General features: G+C 75.4%; 15 protein-coding genes. 8 read left to right on the top strand and 7 right to left on the bottom strand.

Annotation, left to right across the window (positions count from 1 at the left end):
- Nucleotides 1–143 precede the first annotated feature (143 nt).
- A complete protein-coding gene (locus tag HLA93_RS16070; protein WP_222195422.1) occupies nt 144–1,604 on the top strand; it encodes a benzaldehyde dehydrogenase in 1,461 nt (486 codons plus the stop codon).
- A gap of 96 nt (nt 1,605–1,700) precedes the next feature.
- On the opposite strand, the gene HLA93_RS16065 is transcribed toward HLA93_RS16070, so the two are convergent.
- Nucleotides 1,701–3,104 (bottom strand): NAD(P)/FAD-dependent oxidoreductase, encoded by a 1,404-nt coding sequence (locus HLA93_RS16065; protein ID WP_308128177.1) that lies wholly within the window; start codon nt 3,102–3,104, stop codon nt 1,701–1,703.
- Between the two features lie 102 nt (nt 3,105–3,206).
- Between HLA93_RS16065 and HLA93_RS16060 the strand changes: the two genes are divergently transcribed.
- A complete protein-coding gene (locus HLA93_RS16060; protein WP_222195420.1) occupies nt 3,207–3,881 on the top strand; it encodes an alpha/beta fold hydrolase in 675 nt (224 codons plus the stop codon).
- Nucleotides 3,882–3,922: 41 nt separating this feature from the next.
- Here the strand turns inward: HLA93_RS16060 and HLA93_RS16055 are convergent, their stop codons facing one another.
- The 3 genes from HLA93_RS16055 to HLA93_RS16045 all read right to left on the bottom strand — a co-directional run bounded on the left by HLA93_RS16055 (nt 3,923) and on the right by HLA93_RS16045 (nt 7,124).
- Nucleotides 3,923–4,474: a hypothetical protein gene (locus HLA93_RS16055; RefSeq protein ID WP_222195419.1), complete on the bottom strand. Its 552-nt coding sequence runs from the start codon at nt 4,472–4,474 to the stop codon at nt 3,923–3,925.
- Between the two features lie 153 nt (nt 4,475–4,627).
- The gene (locus tag HLA93_RS16050; protein WP_222195418.1) at nt 4,628–6,355 is read right to left on the bottom strand and encodes a DEAD/DEAH box helicase; all 1,728 of its coding nucleotides are present in this window, start codon (nt 6,353–6,355) and stop codon (nt 4,628–4,630) included.
- A 250-nt stretch (nt 6,356–6,605) separates the two neighbouring features.
- Nucleotides 6,606–7,124, bottom strand: coding sequence for a DUF421 domain-containing protein (locus tag HLA93_RS16045; protein WP_222195417.1), 519 nt, complete (start codon nt 7,122–7,124; stop codon nt 6,606–6,608).
- A gap of 301 nt (nt 7,125–7,425) precedes the next feature.
- Here HLA93_RS16045 and HLA93_RS16040 point away from each other — a divergent pair, with 301 nt between their 5' ends.
- From HLA93_RS16040 to HLA93_RS16030, 3 genes are all read left to right on the top strand, one after another.
- Nucleotides 7,426–8,628, top strand: coding sequence for an HNH endonuclease signature motif containing protein (locus HLA93_RS16040; protein ID WP_222195416.1), 1,203 nt, complete (start codon nt 7,426–7,428; stop codon nt 8,626–8,628).
- 276 nt (nt 8,629–8,904) lie between these two features.
- Nucleotides 8,905–9,246 (top strand): hypothetical protein, encoded by a 342-nt coding sequence (locus tag HLA93_RS16035; RefSeq protein WP_222195415.1) that lies wholly within the window; start codon nt 8,905–8,907, stop codon nt 9,244–9,246.
- Between the two features lie 87 nt (nt 9,247–9,333).
- Entirely contained in the window at nt 9,334–12,294 is a 2,961-nt protein-coding gene (locus tag HLA93_RS16030) for a sacsin N-terminal ATP-binding-like domain-containing protein (protein ID WP_222195414.1), read from the top strand.
- Here the strand turns inward: HLA93_RS16030 and HLA93_RS16025 are convergent.
- The gene (locus tag HLA93_RS16025) at nt 12,288–12,668 is read right to left on the bottom strand and encodes a hypothetical protein (RefSeq protein WP_222195413.1); all 381 of its coding nucleotides are present in this window, start codon (nt 12,666–12,668) and stop codon (nt 12,288–12,290) included. The two genes, HLA93_RS16030 and HLA93_RS16025, sit on opposite strands and share 7 nt — an antisense overlap.
- 218 nt (nt 12,669–12,886) lie before the next feature.
- Entirely contained in the window at nt 12,887–13,225 is a 339-nt protein-coding gene (locus HLA93_RS16020) for a hypothetical protein (RefSeq protein ID WP_222195412.1), read from the bottom strand.
- A 257-nt stretch (nt 13,226–13,482) separates the two neighbouring features.
- On the opposite strand from HLA93_RS16020, the gene HLA93_RS16015 reads away from it, so the two are divergent.
- From HLA93_RS16015 to HLA93_RS16005, 3 genes are all read left to right on the top strand, one after another.
- Complete coding sequence (locus tag HLA93_RS16015) at nt 13,483–13,833, top strand: STAS domain-containing protein (protein ID WP_222195411.1); 351 nt, start codon at nt 13,483–13,485, stop codon at nt 13,831–13,833.
- A gap of 62 nt (nt 13,834–13,895) precedes the next feature.
- On the top strand, nt 13,896–14,840 hold the full coding sequence (locus HLA93_RS16010) for an alpha/beta hydrolase (protein WP_222195410.1): 945 nt from the start codon (nt 13,896–13,898) through the stop codon (nt 14,838–14,840).
- Nucleotides 14,837–15,292: a GNAT family N-acetyltransferase gene (locus tag HLA93_RS16005; protein WP_308128176.1), complete on the top strand. Its 456-nt coding sequence runs from the start codon at nt 14,837–14,839 to the stop codon at nt 15,290–15,292. The genes HLA93_RS16010 and HLA93_RS16005 overlap by 4 nt, the downstream gene beginning before the upstream one ends.
- A 33-nt stretch (nt 15,293–15,325) precedes the next feature.
- Here HLA93_RS16005 and HLA93_RS16000 read toward each other — a convergent pair whose 3' ends face one another.
- A complete protein-coding gene (locus tag HLA93_RS16000) occupies nt 15,326–16,189 on the bottom strand; it encodes a DUF1206 domain-containing protein (protein ID WP_222195409.1) in 864 nt (287 codons plus the stop codon).
- Nucleotides 16,190–16,232: the final 43 nt, after the last annotated feature.

The following is a 16,232-nucleotide window of genomic DNA, read 5'->3' as shown; positions in this document are numbered from 1 at the left end:
GGGGCGCTGCGGCGTCGTGGCAGATTAGGGCGCGGTGACCTGCGCCACCGCATCGGGCCTTCTGCTGGACGGAACGCCCCGTGCCGTCCGCTCGGGCGGGTACGGCACGCTCACCACAGCTCACCGACGAGACGAGGACACACATGGCACTGCTCCAGGACGGCGCGTGGCAGGGGAAGGTCTGGACCGGGTCGTGGACCGACGGCAGCGGCGGCACCTACACCTCCGTCGAGCCGGCCACCGGCGCCGAGCTGGGTGAGGTCGGGAAGGCCACCCCCGCCGACGTGGCAGCGGCCGGCGTGCGCGCCGTCGCGGCGCAGCGGGAGTGGGCGGCGCTGCCGTTCGAGCAGCGCGCCGCCGTGCTCCGCCGGGCCGGGGACCTGCTGACCGAGCACGCGCAGGAGATCAAGGAGTGGCTGGCCAGGGAGTCCGGGGCCATCCAGCCCTTCGGCGACTTCCAGGTGCACACCTCGGCGCAGGAGTGCTACGAGGCCTCGGCGCTGCCCAGCCACCCCTACGGCGAGCTGCTGCGCAGCGGGTCGCCGCGGCTGTCCTTCTCCCGCCGGGTGCCGGCCGGCGTGGTCGGCGTCATCGCGCCGTTCAACGTGCCGACGATCCTGGCGATCCGGGCCATCGCCCCCGCTCTCGCCCTGGGCAACGCCGTCGTCCTCAAGCCCGACCCACGCACCGCGATCTGCGGTGGCGCCGTCTTCGCCCGGGTCTTCGAGGAGGCCGGCGTGCCGGCCGGGGTGTTCCAGGTGCTGCCCGGCGGGGCGGACGTGGGTGAGGCGCTGGTGACCGACCCGGCCGTCCGGGTGATCGCCTTCACCGGCTCGACCCGGGCCGGCCGCGCCGTCGGTGCGCTGGCCGGGCAGCACCTCAAGCGGGCGCACCTGGAGCTCGGCGGCAACTCGGCGCTCATCGTCATGCCCGACGTCGACGTCACCGCGGCCGCCTCGGTCGGGGCCTGGGGCACCTTCGCCCACTCCGGGCAGATCTGCATGGCCACCAGCCGGCACCTGGTGCACGAGTCGATCGCCGAGGAGTACACCGCCGTCCTGGCCGGCAAGGTCGAGCACCTGCCGGTCGGTGACCCGTTCCGGGAGCAGGTGGCCCTCGGCCCGCTGATCGACGCGGGCCAGCGGGACCGGGTGCACGAGCTGGTCACCAGCAGCGTCGGCGGGGGAGCGACCGTGCGCACCGGCGGCACCTTCGAGGGGCTGTTCTACCGGCCGACCGTGCTCGGCGACGTGCCGGTCGACGCACCCGCCTACCAGCAGGAGATCTTCGGGCCGGTGGCCCCGGTGACGCCGTTCTCCTCGGTGGACGAGGTCGCGGCCCTGGCCGCCGGCACCGAGTACGGCCTCTCGTTGGGCATCCTGACCCGGGACGTCCACGCCGGGCTGCAGCTGGCCGAGCGGATCCCGGCGGGGCTGGTGCACATCAACGACCAGACGGTCAACGACGAGGCGGTCGCCCCGTTCGGCGGCGTCGGCGCCTCGGGCACCGGCTCCCGGCACGGCGGGGCGCAGGCCAACATCGAGGCGTTCACCGAGACTCAGTGGGTCACCCTGCGCGGGGACCTGCCGGTCTACCCCTTCTGAGATCCGACACCTAGCGCCTCGGCCCAGGAGCTCCGGACGACGACGGCCCGGCCCCCGCAGCTGCGGGGGCCGGGCCGTCGTCGTGGGGCGTCGGGGTCAGGCGGACTCGCGCCCGGTGACGTCGACCGGCTCGCCGAGGTGGCGCCGGCCACCGGTCTTGGAGACCTCGAAGTCCGAGCCCAGCTCCTCCAGCGCCAGCCGGCCGTAGACCTGCTGCTGGGTGGCGGTCCGCTGGGAGCGGCCACGGCCGAGGAAGCTGACCGCCCAGTGGAAGACGGTGCTGAACCGGTTCTTGAAGCCCACCTGGTACATGATGTGCACCGCCAGCCAGAGCACCCAGGCGATGAAGCCGCTGAACTGGAACTTCCAGGTGTCGGCGACCGCGTGGAACCGCGAGATGGTCGCCATGCTGCCCTTGTCGAAGTAGTGGAACTCCGGCTTGGTGGGTCGCCCGGCGACGCGGGCCTTGACGGCCTCGGCGGCGAACTTGCCACCCTGGATGGCGACCTGCGCGACACCGGGGAGCCGGTTCAGCGAGATCATGTCGCCGACCACGTGCACCTCGGGGTGGCCCGGCAGGGTGAGGTCCGGCTCGACCGAGATCCGGCCGGCGCGGTCGACGGCCGCGCCGGACTGGTCGCCCAGGATCTTGCCCAGCGGGCTGGCCTGCACGCCGGCGGCCCAGATCTTGGTGGCGGCGTGGATGCGGCGCTCGTGGCCGTCGCCGTCCTTCACCACGATCCCGTCGGCGTCGACGTCGGTGACCATCGCACCGAGCTGGATCTCCACGCCGATCTCGTTCAGCTGCTTGGCCGCGGCCTGGCCCAGCTTGTCGATGAACGGCGGCAGCACCTTCGGCGCGGCGTCGAGCAGGATCACCCGGGCGGAGGTCGGGTCGATGCGCCGGAAGTCCTTGCGCAGCGTCCGGCGGGCCAGCTCGGCGATCTGGCCGGCCATCTCCACACCGGTGGGGCCGGCGCCGACGACCACGAAGGTCAGCAGCCGGTCGATCTCGGCCGGGTCGGTGGCCAGCTCGGCGAGCTCGAAGGCGCCGAAGATGCGGCCGCGCAGCTCCAGGGCGTCGTCGATGCTCTTCATGCCCGGGGCGTACTCGGCGAACTGGTCGTTGCCGAAGTAGGACTGCCCGGCGCCTGCGGCGACGATGAGCTCGTCGTACTCGTGCACGGTGGTGCGGCCCAGCACGGTGGAGGTGACGGTGCGGGCGGTCAGGTCGATGTCGGTGACCTCACCGAGGACCACGCGGGCGTTGTCCTGGTTGCGCAGGATCTCCCGGGTGGCCGGGGCGATCTCGCCCTCGGAGAGGATGCCCGTGGCGACTTGGTAGAGCAGCGGCTGGAAGAGGTGATGGCTGGTCTTGGCGACCAACGTGACGTCGACCGGGGCCTTCTTCAGGCCCTGGGCGGCGAAGAGACCGCCGAACCCGGACCCGACGATGACCACCCGGGGCCGACGTCCGGTGGACTGGGTTGCGGTGGTCACGGTGCCTCCTGATGTCGTCATGATGACTCATCCTCCCACTACTGCTCTGGATCTTCCGGCCGCCCTCCGCTGCGGGGCGCCGTCGTCCCGGACACAGTCGGCATGAAGGAGAGCAGCCTGGAGGCGAACGGTGTTCCCGAACTGGTGTGCGTCCCAGGTCTCGGTCTCGACGACCGCTCCTGGACGCGGGTCCGGCGGCGTTCCGGCGGGGTCGTCGTGCGGCTGCCGGGCATGGGGGAGCGGGCTCCGGTCGGCTCCCTGAGCGAGCTGACCGACCAGCTGGTCGCCGCGCTCGGACCCGGGCCGGTGGTGCTGGCGGGGCACTCGCAGAGCTGCCAGGTGGTGGTCGCCGCGGCCGAGCGCGACCCTCGGGTCGTCGGCCTGCTGCTGCTCGGCCCGACCACCGACCCGCGGCTGCGCCGGACCCGGGTGCTGGCCGGCCGCTGGCTGCGCACCGCGCTGTGCGAGCAGTGGTGGCACGCACCGCTCATCGTCCGGCAGTGGCTGCGCACCGGCCCACCGGCGATGACCCGGCTCTGGCAGCGCACCTCACCGGACCGGGTCGACGAGCGGTTGCGCCGGGTGCAGGTGCCGGTCCTCGTCGTCCGCGGTGCGCGGGACGCGTTGTGCGCGCACGACTGGGCGGTGCACCTGGCCGCGTGCGCGCCGCGCGGGCGGCTGGTCGAGCTGCCCGGCGCGGCGCACATGCTCCCGATCACCCGCCCGGACGCCGTCGCAGCCCTGGCCCGTGAGCTGACCGGCCGCCGGGCCACCTGAGCCTGGTGACCGCGCGGCCGGCGCTCCCGGACGTCCGCCGGTCAGGCGGCGACGGCCTCGCGGGCGCGGGTCAGGGCCTTGCTCGCCGCAGAGAGCTTCGCGGCGTCCGCGGCGGCCTTCCTGGTGGCCTTCCGGCTGGCCCGGGAGGGCTTGCGGGTGCCGATGCGCGCCTCACGGCCGACCAGTCCCTGGGTGATCAGGCCGAGGCCGATGCCGAGCATCCAGACGTCCTTGGCGATCGGCAGCCCGTCCTGGGTCGGGGCGACGCTCTTGCCGGGCTTGGTCATGCCCGGGGTGCGCAGGTACAGGCCCAGCAGCCCGGCGGAGAAGCCGGTGAGCGCGACGCCGGCGACCGCGCCGGGCACCAGCGGGGTCAGCAGCAGGGCGCCGATGGTGATCTCGGCGGTGGACAGCCCCTTGGCGAACGTGGTCGCCGGGACCTTCTTCAGCACCGGGTACGTGCCGGCGGCGAAGCCGTGCAGCCCCGCGGCGGTCTCCGCGTCGGCGCCGCGCTTGCCGAGCCCGGAGTTGAGGATGAACGCGCCGGTGGCGATGCGCGGTGCGATCTCGCTGGGGGTGATGGGCAGGCGCATGGGGACCTCACTCGCGACGGGGATGCTGCAGTTCTCAACATCATCGTCTCCGTCCGGCAGCCACTCCGCGACCGGGGCCGGGAACGAGGACGGGCCGGCGGTGGCCGTCCACGGAGGACGACCACCACCGGCCCGCCGGTGCTCAGCTCGGGGTCAGCGGCCGGTGCGGCCGCGGCCGCGGCCGGCGCCGCTGGGTGCCTGACCGGCACGCGCGGCCAGCTCGGCGCGGGTGCGCGCCGGCCCGGCCGACCGGGTCTGACCACCGCGGCCGGAACCACCGGACGACGACTGACCGGTGGACGTCGAGGCGCCACCGCCACCACCGCCGGAGCGGCGACGGCGACCGCCGCCGGTGCCCTGCGGCTGCGGGGCCGGTGCCGGGGCCGGCTCGACGTACGGGGCGGCCGGACCGGTCAGCGCGGTGATCTCCCGGGCACCGGGCTTGATCGCCGAGACCTCCGGGGTGATCCCGGCCTGACGGGCCAGGGTGCGCACCTCGGCGGCCTGGTCGGGGGTGGCGATGGTGACCACGGTGCCGCCGGCACCAGCGCGGGCGGTGCGGCCCGAGCGGTGCAGGTAGGCCTTGTGCTCAGCAGGCGGGTCGACGTGCACGACGATCGAGACGTCGTCCACGTGGATGCCGCGGGCGGCGATGTCGGTGGCGCACAGCACCCGGGTCTCGCCGGAGCTGAACGCCTCGAGGTTGCGCTCGCGGGCGTTCTGGCTGAGGTTGCCGTGCAGGTCGACGGCGGGCACGCCGGCGGCGGTCAGCTGCTTGGCCAGCTTCTTCGCCTGGTGCTTGGTGCGGGTGAACAGCACGCTGCGGCCCAGGCCGGAGGCCAGCTGCTTGACGATCTCGCCCTTGTCGGCTGCGTCGACCCGGAACACGTGGTGGGTCATCGTCGAGACCGGGGCGACGGCCGGGTCGACCGAGTGCGTGGTGGGGCTGGTCAGGTAACGCTTGACCAGCACGTCGACGCCGTTGTCCAGGGTGGCGGAGAACAGCAGCCGCTGGCCGACCTTGGGGGTGCGGTCCAGCAGCCGCTTGACGCCGGGCAGGAAGCCCAGGTCGGCCATGTGGTCGGCCTCGTCGAGGATGGTGATCTCCACCGCGCCGAGGTCGGCGTGACCCTGACCGATCAGGTCCTCCAGCCGGCCGGGGCAGGCGATGAGCACGTCGACGCCGGCGGCGAGCGCCTGCACCTGCGGGTTCTGGCCGACGCCGCCGAAGACGACGGTCGAACGCATGCCGAGCGCCCGGGCGAGCGGGTCGACGACGGCGTTGACCTGGTTGGCCAGCTCGCGCGTCGGCACCAGGACCAGGGCGCGGGGCCGCTTGGGCTGGCGCTTGCTGCTGGAGCCGGCGAGGCGGGCGACCAGCGGGAGGCTGAAGGCCAGCGTCTTGCCCGAGCCGGTGCGCCCGCGGCCGAGCACGTCGCGCCCGGCGAGGGTGTCCGGCAGCGTGGCGACCTGGATCGGGAACGGCGCGGTGATGCCACTGGCGGTGAGCACCTCGACCAGCGGGGCGGGCACGCCGAGCTCGGCGAAGGTGGTGTCGGTGGGCAGCACCGTGGCGACGTCGCCGGCCGGGACGACCGGGGCGACCGGCACGGTCTCCTGGGCGCGGGCCGGGAAGTCCTGCGGGCCGTGCGTGGCGGTCGGCTGGCCCTCCGGGCGCGGGCCGGTGCCGCGGCCACGGCCGCCACGGCGGCGGCGACCGCCCTCGGAGCCGCCCTCGGCGGGCGAGCCGGACGGCGCGGTGGGGGCGCGGAAGGCGGGGGAGCCGGTGGTCGCCGAGGGGGCGGCGGCCGGGCGGGTGGCGCGACGGCGCTGGCGGTCGGCGCCGTCGTTCTGAGCAGGACTGGACGGGCTGGAAGTCATCTGGTGGTCCTCAACACTCCGGTGGCCACCGTTCGTCCACCGGTGCGGGGCCGCCACAGTGGGGCCGCGTCGCATGTCCGGGTCGGACGTCGGGTCGCCGGCGCGCCTCGGTGGCGCAGCCTCGCGCCGACGTCGAGTCCACCTGCTCTCGGATGAGCGGGGGGCGGCGCCGGTGCCCTCACTCTGCCAGACCCGTCCGGTCACCGGGCGCATCCGAGCGAGGGACTGATCACATCGGGCGGGCGGCTGCTCAGGAGGTGGCCGGCTCGGTGGAGCTGTCCGGGTGCTCGGCGGGGGAGGTGAGCACCGAGACCCCGCCCTTGGACTCGAACACCGCCAGGTGCACCTGGCCGACGTCGGAGACCCCCTGCTGGCGGAGCAGCGCGGCCAGGTCCGAGTCGAGCAGGCCGGCCCGGCGGAGCTTGCGGTGGTCGACCTCGCCGTCCCGGACCAGCACGTGCACCTGGGGGTCGATGGCCCGGTGCACCCAGGGGAGGAGCCGCAGCCGGCTGACCACCGTGTGGACGAGGGCCAGGGCGAGCAGGGCGACCGCGCCGGTCAGCCACGGGGTCTGCGCGGACGTCGCGGTGCGCCCGACGATCGCACCGACCGCCACCGCGACGATGAAGTCGTACGGCGTCATCTGGCCGACGGTGCGGCGTTCGCTGAACCGGAGGACGGCCAGCGCGGTCAGGAACATGAGCACGGCCTTCAGTGCCGCATGACCGGTGGCGGACAGGTCACCGAAGAGGACGTCGGAGAGGGGCATGCACCAGGCATGCCCCGTTGCCGCACGGCCATGTCCGGATGTGTCGCGGCGCCCTCACCGCTGGCGCCCCCGTCGCGGGCTCCGCCGGGCCGGCCGGTGCGGCTCACCGGTGGCGACCGCGTCGTCAGCCTGCGAGCCAGCCTCATCCGTTGGCGCCCCCGCCGACCCGCCGGCTGGATCCCGTGGCCGTCAAGGCCGCGAAGAGATCTGTGGACAGGCTTCTGAGCTGGGCGTTCGGGTTGTTCGACCATCCCACTGGCGGTAGACTTCGAACACACGTTCGAAGCGGCCGGGAGGTGTCGTGAGCGAGTTGATGTCGGCTCTGGACGCCCTGGCGGCTGACGACCTGCACGGTCTCACGGATGGTCAGGTGCTGGATCGGACGGCGGAGCTGGTCCGGCTGGTGAACCGGGCGTCGGCGGAGTTGACGCGCACGGTGCGGCATGGAGAGGTCACGCGGGCGCCTGAGCGTGACGGGTTGACGTCGATGCGGTCGTGGCTGATCGGGCACGTGCGGTTGTCGGCGGCGGATGCGTCGCGGGTGGTGCGGTCGGGGCGGGCGTTGGCGCACTCTCCGGTGCTGGCGGCGGGGTTCGCCGACGGTGCGGTGACGGCGGCGCAGATGGACGTCGTCGCCAGCGCGGTGGGGGAGCCCGAGCGTGCCCGGGCGGCTGAGCAGGGCGTGGACCTGGGTGCGTTCGACCAAGCGTGGGCGGCGGTGGCGGTGGGGTCGCCGCACCAGTCGCTGGTCGCTGCGGTGCAGGCGTTCGAGGCGGCGCTGGACCCCGACGGTGTCGAGCCCGATCCGACCGAGGGGCGGCGGTTGACGATCGCCAAGCACGCCGACGGGACGGTGACCGGGCGGTTCGACCTGGACGCCGTGGGTGGGGAGAAGGTGCAGGCGGCGATCGAGTCGATCGTCCAGGCCGACCGACCCAGGGGTGACACCAGGACCCGCGCTCAGCGGCAAGCCGATGCCTTCATCCAGCTGTGTGACAACCAGCTGGCCTCGGGTGACCTGCCGATCCTGCGGACGGTGAAGCCGCACGTGGTCGTCGGCATCGACCTTGATGACCTGGTCGACCCGGCCACCGGTGCCGGGGCTGCCGAGATGGGGTTCGGGGCGACGATCTCCGCGGCCCGGGCCCGCTGGGTGGCCTGCGACGGCAGCGTCTCGCGGATCGTGATGGGCCCGGACGGGACCCCGTTGGACCTGGGCCGGGACCACCGGGTGGTCACCCCTGGGCTGCGCAAGGCTGTCGAGCGGCGGGACAGGTCATGTGTGTTCGCCGGCTGCGGTGCCCCGTCGTGGTGGTGCGACGTCCACCACCTGATCCACTGGCTGCACGGTGGCGGGACCAGCATCGAGAACTCGGCGCTGTTGTGCGAGCGGCACCACACGAAGGTCCACCACGGGTTCCGGGTGGAGCGAGATCCCGGCGGGCGATGGCGTACCTGGCGACCCGACGGCACCGAGGTCCTCATCGCGCCACTGCGCGCCTGAGCTGGTCCGTGATGGCGACTCACGGAGATGCCGCACGCCGTGGGCGGGAGCGGCACGCCGCCCAGTCACGCGGCTCAGTTCACGCGGCCCACTCAGGCGGCCCAGCCGCGCGGGCCCGGTCACGTGGCCTGGTCACGCGACACCGGTGTCACCTCTCCGCAGCCACCGTGCCGGCCGGGGGGCGATGTGTGGCGGCGGCACCACGGACGGTCGATCCTGCGCAGCGTCACGACGAACGACTCGAGGCAGGGTGCGATGCGAATCAGGGCGTCGGCGGTGGGTGCGGGAGCCCACCGGTCGAGGAGCCTCGTCGGGGCGGCGGCGGTCGTCACCGTGCTGGCGGCGTGTTCGGCCACCGAGGAGCGTGCGCCGCAGCCGATCGCCGGGTGGTCGGCAGCCGAGGACGTGGTCCACGTGTGGGTCGGCACCTGTGACGGTGATCCGGCGGCCGAGGTCGTCGAGGCGGACGACGAGGTCACCATCACCGTCGTCTCGACGAGACGGGACCCCGGCGACGCCTGCCAGGACTCGGTGACGGTGACGCTCGGCGCGCCCCTGGCAGACCGCGTCGTCGTCGATGGGGCGACCGGGCAGGTGGCCGAGCCGATGGAGGGCTGACCGGCTGCGAGGGGCGGCCGCGCCAGCGGGACCTGCCGCAGCGACGAACGGGCCGGCTGGGCGTCGGGCGGGTGGGATGCTGCGCGGATGCCCGAGCCCGCCGAGCTGCGTCGCCGCGTCCTCGCCGCCTGGACCGACTCCCCGGCGCGCTTCCGGGAGGACGCCAACGCCGAGGAGGACCTGGTCCGCGGCGGGTACCGCGACCGGCTGCTGGTGGAGCTCGCGCAGAACGCCGCTGACGCCGCGGCCCGGGCCGGGGTGCCCGGCCACCTGCGGCTGCAGCTGAGCGGCGGCACGCTCCGCGCCGCCAACACCGGCGCACCGCTGGACGACGACGGGGTGCAGGCGATGGCCACGTTGCGGGCCAGCGCGAAGCGGGACAGCGCAGCGAGCGTCGGCCACTTCGGTGTCGGCTTCGCCGCGGTCCTCGCGGTCACCGACGAGCCGGTCGTGCTGTCCACCGACCGGTCGGTGCGGTTCAGTGCCGCCGACACCCGGGCCGCGGTCGCCGCCGTCCCCGCCCTGGCGACCGAGCTGGCCCGCCGGGACGGCGGCGTCCCGGTGCTCCGGCTCCCGTTCGCCGCGGACGGGTACCCGCCCGCCGGGTTCGCCACCGAGGTGGTGTTGCCGCTGCGCGCGGAGGTGCTCGACCAGGTCCGCTCGGCGCTGGGCGCGTTGGACGCCGACCTGCTGCTGGCCCTGCCGGCACTGGCGCGGATCGACGTCGTCGTGGACGGCGCGACCCGCGCCCTCACCGCCGAGCGGGACGGCGCCGAGGTGCGGCTGCGCGACGGCGAGCGGACGACGACCTGGCGCGTCCTCCGACGGTCCGGCGAGCTGCCCCCGGAGCTGTTCGCCGACCGGCCGGTGGAGGAACGCGAGCGCCGCGGCCACACCGTCACCTGGGCGGTGCCCACCGAAGGCGGCGTCCCGGCTCCGCTGCCCGGTCGGCAGGTGCTGCACGCACCCACCCCCAGCGACGAGCCGCTCTCCCTGCCGGCCCGGCTGATCGCGCCGTTCCCGCTCGGCCCCGACCGGCGGCACGTCGCGCCCGGGCCGGTCACCGACGCACTGGTCGAGGTGGCCGCCGACACCTTCCTCCAGCTGCTCACCGACCTGCCTGCCGACCCCGCGCTGCTGCGGCTGGTCCCCGCGGTCGGCCTCGCTGCCGCCGAGCTCGACGCGGCGCTCTGCCGGGCGGTGCTCCAGCGGCTCCGGCAGCACGCCTGGTTGCCGGCCGCCGACCCGGAGGAGCCGCCGCTGCGACCGGACCGCGCCGTGGCCCTCGACGAGCCCACCGAGCAGCGGGTGGCCGCGCTGGTCGGCGTGCTGCCCGGTCTGCTGCCCGCCGGCTGGTCCAGGCGCGCAGACGCCCCGGTGCGCGGCGCGCTCGGCGTCCGACGCGCCGGTCTGGCCGACGTGGTGGAGGCCGTCCGCGGTGTGCGGCGGCCGGGGGAGTGGTGGGCCGACCTCTACGCCGCGCTGGACGGCGCCGACCGGGAGGAGCTGGCCGCCCTCCCGGTGCCGCTGGCCGACGGCCGGGTCGCCCAGAGCCCGGCGGGGGTGCTGCTGGCCGAGCCGGAGCTGCCCGCTGCCCGGCTGGCCCCGCTCGGTCTGCGGATCGCCGACCCCGTGGCGGCGGCCGGGCCGGCGCGCCGGGTGCTCGAGCGGCTCGGTGCCCGGCCGGCGACGGCTGCCGCCGTGCTCGCCGATCCTGACGTGCGGGCCGCGGTGGAGAGCTCGCTGGACCGCGCCGACGACGGCGAGGACGTGGAGCAGCTGGCCGACGCCGTCCTGACGCTCGTCACGGCAGCCGACCCGGCACCCGGGGAGCTGCCGTGGCTGGCCGAGCTGGCGTTGCCCGACGACGACGGCGGCTGGGCACCGGCCGGTGAGCTGGTGCGCCCGGGGTCGCCGCTGGCCGACGTGCTCCGCCCCGGCGCGCTCGGCGCACTGGACCCGGAGTTCGCCCGGGCGTACGAGGAGCGGGCGCTGCGCGCGGTGGGGGTGCTGGACACGTTCGCGCTGCTGTCCGCCGACGACCCCGACGAGCTGGACGTCGACCGGGTCGAGGAGTGGGTGGACGCCGTCCTGGACCGGTTGCCGGCCGGCGCGCCGCCGCCGGCCTGGCCGACGCTGACCGCCGTCCGGGACCTGGAGCTGGTGCGCGACTGGGAGCGGGCGCTGCCCATGCTGGCGGCGCTGCCCGCGGCGGCCCGGGCCGACGTCGACCTCGGCGGCGTGCCCGTCCCGGGCTACCTGCGCTGGTGGCTGCGGACGTCGCCGGTGCTGGACGGTGCCCGGCCTGACCGGCTGCGGGCCGCAGGAGCAGTCGAGTTACAGGGACTGTACGAACCGGTGGGCGAGCTGGCGCCGGCGGTGCTGGACCTGCTGTGCCCCCTGGCCGCCGTCAGCGAGGTGGTGGCCGACGTCGACGACGCCCTCGACCTGCTCGACCGGCTCGGCGACCCGGCCCGCACCGTCTCCCCGGCGCTGCTCCGCACGGTGTACGCCCAGCTCGCCGCGGCACTGGCGGACGTCGACGTCGACCCGCCCGACCGGGTCCGGGTCGGTCCGGCCGAGGTCGTCGGCGACGCCGTCGTGCTCGATGCGCCGTGGTTGCAGCCACTGGAGCGAGTGCCAGCGGTGCCGGCCGGCGGAGCACCGGCAGCGGTGGCCGACCTGCTCGACCTGCCGCTGGCCAGCGAGCGGGTGCGCGCCCGGGTGACCAGCCGCCCGGCCCGCACCGTCCCGTGGGGGGAGGTGCCCGGCGCCGGACTGGCCGCCGCCCGGCTCGGGCTGGTCGAGCTCCCCGGGTCGGTCGCCGTCCACCCCGAGCTCACCGTGACCGGCGGCCGCACGGTCGCGTGGTGGCCGGGGGAGGACGTCGACGCCGTCGACGGCAGCCCCGGCGCGCTCGGGCGGGCGCTGGCCTGGCGCTGCGGCGCGTGGCCGCAGCGCCAGGCACTCGCCGAGGCGTTCGCCCATCCGCAGCGCGCGGCCGAGCTGGCCGCCGAGGACGCCGTCGGCCAGGGGCCGGTTCAGTAGTACCGCGGGATGGCCTGCGCACCGGCGGCGTGACCGTGCCGGCTGTCGGCCCGGGGACCGTGCCCGCTCTCGCGGCCACCGGCCCGTGGCGCCTGCTGGTTGGCCAGCCACGCCTCGTACAGCGACAGCCAGTGCGCGGCCGTCAGGTCGCCGGCCCGCGACGTGGGCGACAGGCCCTCGGCGTGCAGCCACCGCACCCCGGCGGTGCCGGGCAGCTGACTGCGCAGCGCTGCGCCGAGCGCGGGGCGCCTGCTCGCCCCCGGGGCGGCCAGCACGGCGTGCACCAGCCGGTCGAAGCCGGCGTGCGCGTCCTCCGGCAGCTGGGCGCGGGCATCACCGGCGGGGCCGGAGAGGGCAGGGGTGGGTCGTGACATGGGGGACCTCCAGGAGGGCAGGGGGCAGCCCGCGACGTCGGCGCGGGCGCGCCGGGAACGGGGGAGGAGTCGGCCGGTCACGGACCGGCGGACGGCGGGGCCGGCAGTGCGGCGCCCGGGGATCAGCTCAGGAGGTGTGCAGCCGCAGCCGCAGCGAGGTGTCGCCCATGCAGGGGACGGTAGGGACGGCGTCCGGCGCCGTCCACCGCTTTACCGGGTCAGGAACCCGCCCGGTCCCGGGACTGCCGCGCCTCGGACTCCCGGGCCTTGGCGGCCTGCCGGGCCTGGTGTGCGGCGTACCGCGCGGCGTCCTTCTCCCGCTTGGGGGTGTTCTTCTCCCACTTCACCTTGCGGCGTGCCGCGCGGGCCTGCTCGCGGGCCTCGAAGTCGGGGTGCTCGGACCAGGTGCTGGACAGCTGGACGACCACGACGCCGATGCCGCCGAAGATGAGCACCACCGCGCCGAGCACCGGGTCGGTGAGGAACGCCAGGACGGTCAGCGCCACCCAGGCGAGCCCGGCCACCAGGGTCCGCTGCGACAGGGCCGGCTTCGACATGCCGACCAGTATCCGCCCGTTCCCCCGACGAGGAGCGGGGTGGCACTCCGGGACCCGGGGTGGACACGCCCGTCACACCGGTCACCGGCGATCGGAGTGGCGGACCCCGCCACGCCGGAGGCCCCTTGTGCGCAACCGTCCGTGTCCTTAACGTCGCGTGTGCGGTTCAACCACCAGCCGCGACCGGGCGCACCACTGCCCGGCGCACGAGGCCGGCGGCGTTGCTGTCGGCCGCGATGGGTCTGCCGGAGGTCCTGATGACCGCACTCCCGATCGACATCGACCCGACCCGCATCGACGTACGAGCCGCCACCTCCTCGGCCGGCTGCACGATCACGATCAGCGGTGAGGTCGACTCCGCCACCGCTCCCGGGCTGCGCAACTGCCTGCTCGAGGTGCTCGGCCGCCCGGGCACGGCAAGCGTCGAGGTCGACCTCAGCGGGGTCACCTTCCTCGACTCGGCCGGGCTCTCCGCCCTGGCCACCGCCCACCGGGCCGCCGAGTCCGCCGGCCGTCAGCTGTCGATGCGCTGCGGCACCGCCCGGGCGGTCATCCGCCCGCTGCAGATCACCGGTCTCTGGAACCTCTTCACCGTCGTCGACGCCTGAGCCGGGGAACCTGGGCAGCTCCCCTGGCCGCTGGGCCCCGCAGCGGGGGCCAGGATGGCCCGATGGACGCCACTGACGCCGTTCCTCCGCAGCTGCACCCCGAGCTCGCCGCCCTGGTACCGCGGCTGAGCGCCCTGCTCAGCCCGCCGGCCCGCGAGGCCGGCCTGCAGGCGGCCCGCACCCGCTTCGCCGCCCTGCTCGACGCCGGGCTGGCAGCCGGCCCCGACGTCCCGGCCGAGGACGTGGCGCTCGCCGAGGGGCTGTCCGGCCGGGTGTACCGCCCTGCCCGCCCAGGCGGTGCGACCGTCGTCCTCCTGCACGGCGGCGGCTGGACGCTGGGCAGCGTGGCCGAGTACGACGGGCTGGCCCGCCGGGTGGCCGCCGGGCTCTCCGCGGTGGTGCTGTCGGTCGAGTACCGGCGCGCGCCCGAGCACTCCTTCCCGGCGGCGGTCGAGGACGCGGTCACCGCCACCCGCTGGGCGCTCGACCACGCGACCGACCTGGGCGGGGACCCGGCGCGGGTCGTGGTGGCCGGCGACAGCGGCGGCGGCAACCTCGCCGCGGTCGCCTGCCAGCAGCTGCGTGACGCGGGGGGAGCGCAGCCGGCCGCGCAGCTGCTGCTCTACCCGAACGTGGCGCGGGGCGCCGACCACGGGTCGGTCCGCGAGTTCGGGCACCTGCCGTTCCTGACCCTGGCGGACATGGGCTGGTACACCCGCAGCTACGTCCCCCGCGGGACGGACCTGGGCGACCCGCGGATCAGCCCGGCCGAGGGCGACCTCGCCGGGCTGCCGCCGGCCCTGGTCGTGACCGCGGGGGTCGACCCGCTGCGCGACTCGGGCCGGGCGTACGTCGAGGGGCTGCGTGCCGCGGGCAGCCCGGCCGAGCTGCTCGAGCTGCCGGACATGCCGCACGGTTTCGCCCACCTGGTCGCCTTCTCCCCGGCAGCCGACGCCGCCCTGTCCCTCGTGCTCGACCGCGCGGCCCGGCTGGTGCTCCCCGGGTGACCGGACCGCGCAGAACCGGGGTGCGGATGCGGACCCAGCGCGCCTACGGTGCCCCGGTGATCGAGTACTCGTGGCGTGGGCCGTTCGCCAACACCGACGTCAACGCGCTGCACGCAGAGGGGTTCGGGCACCGGCTGCTCGACGACGACTGGGTCGCCCAGGTCGAGCGGTTCAGCCTCGGGTGGGTGACCGCGGTCGAGGACGGCGAGCTGGTCGGGTTCGTGAACGTGGCCTGGGACGGCGGGGTGCACGCCTTCCTGCTCGACACCGTCGTCCGGGCGGACCGGCGGCGCCGGGGCATCGGCCGGGCCCTGGTGGCCGCCGCGGTGGCCGGGGCGCGGCAGAGCGCCTGCGAGTGGCTGCACGTCGACTTCGACGACCACCTGCGCGGCTTCTACCTCGCCGAGTGCGGCTTCACCCCGACCGGCGCCGGCCTGGTCCAGCTCCGCTGACCCTGCCGCCGGACGCCGTCTCTGCCGCGGGGCTCAGGTGGCGGGGTCGCGGTCGGGGAAGCGGGCCCGGACCAGCGCGTAGCCGCCGAAGGCGACGAACCCGGCGGCCACCGCGGTGAGCAGCCACTGCCCGGTGGGCACCGCGCCGATCGCGTTCATCGCGCCGTCCAGGCCGGTCGCCGTGGACACGTCCCGGGTGGCGGCCGCGTACACCAGCAGGCCGCCGGAGACGGTGAACGCGACGCCCTTGGCCACGTAGCCGACCGTCCCGACCCGCTGGATCAGCGGCTCCCAGCGGTCCGGGGTGGCGTCCAGGTCGACGTCCCGCATGAACTTCCCGGTGACCCCGCGCACCAGCACGTACAGCCCGACCGCGGCCACCCCGACGCCCACCGCCCCGATCAGGGTCGAGCCGCCGGGGAACTCCAGCACGTCGTCGGTCATCTCCTGGAACCGCTCGTCGGCCTGGTACCGGACGCCCGCGGCGAAGAACAGCGCCGTCCCGCCGAGCACCGCGTAGACCACCGCCTTGGCCGCGCACTTGGCGCAGACGACGGCGACCCGCAGCCGGTGCCCGGGGCGCAGCAGCCCGGTCCACCAGCGCAGCACCTCCCCGGCCTGCCACAGCGCCAGCGCCAGCATGCCGAGCCCGATCACCCACAGCAGGACCTGGCCGCCGGGGGTGTCGGCGACGGTCTGCAGCGCGCCGGTCTGGTCGGCGTCCTCGGTGCCCGGCTGCAGGAACCAGGCGATCCGGAACGCCAGCCAGCCGATCAGCACGTGCAGGACGCCGTAGGCCACCAGCCCCACGCGGGCCAGGTGCTCGAGCACCGGGTGGTCGGTGACCTCGCGGGCGCGGGTGACCGCGTCGTGCACCCGCTGCGGGACGGCGTTCACCCGGTGATGGTGCCCGACCCGCCGGCGCGGCGCTCGGTGCTGC

Origin of the sequence: Modestobacter italicus, from assembly GCF_019799965.1 — a bacterium.
In the GTDB taxonomy this organism is placed as follows: Bacteria; Actinomycetota; Actinomycetes; order Mycobacteriales; family Geodermatophilaceae; genus Modestobacter; species Modestobacter italicus_A.
The sequence above is the reverse complement of the archived record's forward strand: the minus strand, read 5'-3'. Positions and strand labels throughout refer to the sequence as shown.